The organism is Candidatus Neomarinimicrobiota bacterium (assembly GCA_041862535.1).
GTDB lineage: Bacteria > Fidelibacterota > Marinisomatia > SCGC-AAA003-L08 > TS1B11.
The window spans coordinates 1-5,306 of sequence record JBGVTM010000250.1; the positions used below are offsets into that span (position 1 = coordinate 1).

At 58.4% G+C, this 5,306-nt stretch carries 4 protein-coding genes; all 4 read right to left on the bottom strand.

From position 1 onward, the window contains the following. Positions 1 to 112: 112 nt before the first annotated feature. Entirely contained in the window at positions 113 to 571 is a 459-nt protein-coding gene (gene purE / locus ACETWG_09160) for a 5-(carboxyamino)imidazole ribonucleotide mutase (protein ID MFB0516754.1), read from the bottom strand. A gap of 13 nt (positions 572 to 584) precedes the next feature. Beyond that, on the bottom strand, positions 585 to 1,673 hold the full coding sequence (locus ACETWG_09165; GenBank protein MFB0516755.1) for a DUF4837 family protein: 1,089 nt from the start codon (positions 1,671 to 1,673) through the stop codon (positions 585 to 587). Positions 1,674 to 1,856: 183 nt separating this feature from the next. Then, positions 1,857 to 3,944, bottom strand: a complete 2,088-nt coding sequence (rnr, locus tag ACETWG_09170; GenBank protein MFB0516756.1) for a ribonuclease R — start codon at positions 3,942 to 3,944, stop codon at positions 1,857 to 1,859. Next, on the bottom strand, positions 3,941 to 5,306 hold a 1,366-nt coding region (locus tag ACETWG_09175), incomplete at its 5' end, for a BamA/TamA family outer membrane protein (protein ID MFB0516757.1). The genes ACETWG_09175 and rnr, both read right to left, overlap by 4 nt.

Here is a 5,306-nt window from a genome sequence, read left to right on the forward strand (position 1 = left end):
TCCCTACCGGCTCCAGATCGGTGAGAAGCAGGTCCATACCGGGAGATAGCACCTGTACCAGTGCCTGTCCCAATTGCCCCCGGGCCCCGGTGATAAATACCCTGGCAGACACCTAAAGCTTCGCTCCCTGCGACTTGAACAGCTCCAGCCGCTCCTGCAGTTCCGGCTCGTCCAAGGCCAGAATCTCAACCGCCAGAACAGCGGCATTAATCGCGCCGGCCTTCCCCACACTCATAGTGGCCACCGGCACGCCTTTGGGCATCTGCACCGTTGCGAGCAGGGCATCCAGCCCGTCAGCCAGACCGCCTGGCAGGGGCACACCGATCACCGGTAGGGTGGTATGGGCCTTAATCGTGCCTGCCAGGTGAGCCGCCATACCGGCACCGGCAATCAGAACGCCGAAGCCATTGTCTCTGGCCGAGGCAGCAAACCGGGCCACCTGGTCGGGATGGCGATGGGCGGAGAGGACATGCACCTCATAAGGCACCTGGAAATGGTCAAGGTATGGCAGTGACTCCTCCATAAGCGGCCGATCGGTCTCACTCCCCAGGAGAATGGCTACCTTTTTCAATGCAAATCCCCCCTCACGTCAATCTGTCGCGCTGAGAACCGACCCTGGCCGGGGCTGGTTTTTCAAAAGTATGAAAAGTACGACTCATTACTTCCTGTTGTCGGATAAGCAGCGCTTTGGACCCACCGGGATTAAAGACCATTCCGGTGACAAAATAGATGCGATTCTGCTCCCGGTCCCGGAAGACATAGGTGAAGAAGGGCCCGCCAGCGATTTCCTGGCGGTGCGCCCATACACCCCTCAAAATGAAAAGGGTGTGGCCGTTTTGATCGCCCAGCTCCGTACTGCGGAAGAAAGAATCAATATAAACGCTGGTGAAGAGCGAATCGGCAATATACTCCATGCGCTGCCAGGACCATTCGGGTCTGATGGTCACTGTATCGGCCTGGTCCATCCAGTGCACGGACAGCCAGCGGTAGGGAAAGCCCCGTCCTAACCAGACGAAATTTTTCCGTGGCTGCTCCCTAATAGGCATGTAATCATGCTGGATGCGTAGTCGCCAGCCGTACTTATTTTCGAGTTCCCCGGCCAGCGTGCGCTTGTCGCGGCGCTTGTACATAGTCTGATACTGCCGCACCCGCAGCTGCTGCTCAAAGCGGTCAAAAATCCAGGCGCGCAGGCGGGACAATTCCTTCTGGGCATGGATAGCGTCCAGGGCCGTGAGTCCCATGAATATCTGTCCCCTTGCCAGATAGTCGCCGGCGACAAATATGGAATTCCCGCCGTGCATAGCTGCGGTTACCCGCTCCGGGCCCAGAATTCGGCGGACAAGGATATCGCCCGTGGAGTCGGCCGGATTAGACAGCGAGGCGATCACCAGGTTTTTATAGCGTTTGAAGGTATCAAAGTCCATGGGTGTCGCCCAGATGATTTGAAAATAGGGCTCCGGGGCCGGGGTGGCCATGCTGCGGCCGAAAACGTCCAGCAACAAGGGTTCTAATAAGGGGCGGTCCTCCTCCGAAACGAGGATCACCAACGTATCCTCCGCGCCGATAACCGACGGCTTATGATCGCATCGGATCAGCAATAGGCCTCCCACGAAAAGGGGGATCCAGAATCGAAACACCCGTCGAGTATTTGACAGGCTGGAGAATAATTTCATACCATCGAGTTCCTATGGATAGCCGTTACCATGCGCGCGCACCCGGGGAATGAGGCATAATTAACGGGACTGATTTTGCGTTGAATCGATCCATTTTTAAATCTTTAAGTTGTTATCCTTTATATGCCAGATACAGAGAAATTTCCCAGTATTTCTAATCCCAGGCTTTGGCGGACCGGTTTCTTATTCTTCAACCAGCAAAAAGTTGGCAAACCGCTTTTCGATCGATACATCACGCACTTTGATGCGCACTTCCTGCCCCAGCTGGAGCAGCCTGTGAAAACTGCGGCCCCGGAGGGCATAGAGCCGCTCATCGAAACTGTATTCGTCGTCCTCCAGCCAATCGATACTGATAAAGCCATCCACCAGGAACTCTCGAATCTGGACGAAGACTCCCTTCGGGATAACCCCTGATATGATGCCATCGAAAGTCTTGCCGATCCGGGTAGCCAGAAAGCGCAGTTCTTTCAGGCGTCGGTAAGCCCGCTCCGCCTCCAGCGCTACCAGTTCCCGTTCGGTGCACTGGTGGGCCGCTTTCTGAAGGGATTCCTCCGAAATGGTCCAGGGTGCTCTGGGGGCGGCCAGATGTTCCACTACCAGGCGGTGCACAACCAGGTCAGCATAGCGGCGAATGGGCGAGGTGAAGTGGGTGTACCTGGGGAAGGCCAGACCGAAATGCCCGCGGTTCGCGGCTGAGTAGACGGCTTTGGCCATGGAGCGCAAGGTGATGGTCTCAATCAGATCCCGGTAGGGGGAATCCTCCATCGCCAGCAAGAGATCGCGAACTTCCTTGCTGGTAACGTCGCGGGCGGGCAGTCCCGGCAGGTTCAAGCTCCTCAGCAGTGTGGACAGCTTTTCGATCTGCTCCGGCCCCGGCTCATCGTGTACGCGGTAGATGAAGGGCTGGTGGGGTTTGCCCTTCGGAATGCGCTCAGCCACCAGCCGATTGGCCAGTAGCATGCACTCCTCCACGATCCGGTGGCTATCGAGGCGCTGTGAGGGGTGGATCATATGGGGTACGCCATACTCGTCCAGTTTGAACAGGGGCTCCGGGATGTCAAAGTCAACGCTGCCCTGCTCCACGCGATCCCGGTAAAGCTGCCGGGTAAGTTCTTTAAGGGCGGAAAAGATGGGATACCATTCTACCGAACCGTCCGCGAGTATTTCATGAACCTCACTGTAGGTGAACCGGCGACGGCTGCGAATAACGGACCGGGAGAACCGGACATCATTTACCTCCGCTTTCTCGGTCAGGTTGATCAGCACCGACACAGCCATGCGATCCTCGTCCGGTTTCAGGGAGCAGAGATCGCTTGACAGTAAGTGGGGCAGCATAGGGACCACCCCTTCGGCAAAATAGGTGCTGTTCCCCCGCTGAAAGGCCTCTGCATCGGTGGCACTGCCCGGCGGTACAAATAGGGACACATCGGCGATATGAACTCCCAATTCCCAGGAACCATCCTTCTGCCGTTCCAGGGAGATCGCATCATCGAAATCTCTGGCGGTGGCGGGATCAATGGTAACGGTAGTGAGGGAGCGCAAGTCGAGCCGATCGACCCCGGGGCCGACAGCAATCTTCTCAGCCAGGCGTGCCACTTCCTCTTCCAGTTCGGGAGGGAAGTCGGGCTCAAGGTCGAACTGCCGCAGCACGAATTTGAAGTCGGTGAGGGGGTCCTCCGGGGAGCCGATGACCTCCTGCAGCTCGGCCTCGATGGGGCCCCAGCCGTCACCCCAATCCTTCACCTGAACGTAGACCAATGCGCCGATATTTTCTTCCCTCACGGCGGCCGGATTCAGGCGGATGGCCCGGTTAGCAAAGGGTTCCGATAAGGCCAGCTCATAGCCGCCAGGCACCCGCTCCACCGTTCCCACCAGGGATGAGCGCCCCCGCTTCAGGACCGCTGTTACCCGCCCTTTAGGGCCCCGCCCGAACTTTTGCCGGCGAAGTGCCACCCGCACCAGATCACCAGAGGCGGCACCACCCACATCCCGGCCCTCTACAAAAATATCGTCCATCCCTTCAACCGTAACAAACCCAAAACCCCGGTGGGTCAATTCCATAATCCCTTCCACTTCCTCCACCGGGCCGGTATAGGAGAGACGACCGCCCTGGTGGCGCGTGATCACTCCTTCCCGGACAAGACCATTCACCAGGCGGCGAAAAGCGGCATATTGATGTTCCTTCACACCCAGCCGCTGGGCCAGTTCCCTGCGTCGGTAGGTACGCCCCGGTCGGGATTTCAGGAAGTTCAGGACAGCATCGCTGGTCACGGCTGGCCACCCTCTACCAGAGATAAGAAATTTATGAGTCGCAGATGAATTTTTCCGGCGGCGAAATCATCCTCCCGGCTCCAGGCCAAGTCAATCTGGATCAGGTTCCGCCCGGCTTTGAGTACCATACCAAGGCCGGCGGCAGCCAGGTTATCAAAGCCCGCCAGACGGCCCAGGTCCATGAACAGGTGGAAGCGGGTAGCCAGACCGGTACGGTAGCGCAATTCTGTCCGGGAGACCAGGCCCCGCGGCGCCAGGAACTGGTCTTCACGATAGCCGCGGAGGGTGGTACTGCCGCCAAAGCGACCGAACTCAGCCAGCTGCGGATTAAATTTGTAGGCCGCCAGCCCCAATGCCTGAACCTCCTGGGCCAGAGTGAGACGTGAGAGGCTCAGCACCCCTGCTACGTTCATCTGTCCCTTGCCCAGGGCGGCCCTGGAATTCACTTCCCGGCCGGCTATCGTGCCCCCTTCCAGAGCCAGGTTTACCCGGTAGCCTCGGCTGGGATTGACCGGATGATCGAATGACTGGCGCTGGAGCGTGAGATTGACATTCTGCAGGCGGTAAGGCACTAATCCCTGATTTCGCCCGTGATCCGTAACCTGGAGGTCCCGCTTTCCCACCCCTACGGCCACACTCCAATCCTGGCCGGGCAAAGAGGTGAGCTGCAGCTTCAGGTCTCGTTGCAGGTACAGGGTGTCCTTCAGGTCCTGATAGAACATCAATTGAGCGCCTAGCGGCAGCAGCGGGAGGCGGGGCTCGGCGTAGATCAGATTAATCGTCTGGGTTACCGGACTCAGCCGACGCCAGTGAACGCGGAAATAGCGCAGGGTGCCCAGGAAGTTAGGCAAGTCCAAGGTTACCTCACCAACCACCTGCCCGGCCCCCACGCCCTGTTGATCGTAGGCCGCCAGCACCTGCACCGTTTTCCGGGATACATCCTCCAGGTTATAGATAATCCCATAACCCGATCCGTGTCCAAAATAGGACTTTCTTTGCACTTTCCAGGCGGGTTGGCCCGCACTCTGCAGGGAACTTCCCAGGCGAAAATCGGCATTCCGCAAGTAGGCGGCCAAGTTCGGCAACGGCGTGCCTTTATCATCCTGGACGACCAGCGTATCGGGCGGTGGTACAACGGCGTATCCATTGCTGTATCTCAATGTAAGCCTTTCTTCCGGGTGCCCACTCAAGACCACACTACCTAACAGGAGGGTTGTTCCCAGCCGCCCCTGCGAGCCGGCGTATGCCAGTCGATCGGTCAGGTAAGGGATGACTTCCTCCGCCGAGGATACGCGCACTGCCGTATCCGGCAGGATCACCTCCAGCTCCTGCCCGGTCAAGGGCAGGACCAGGCACCCTCCT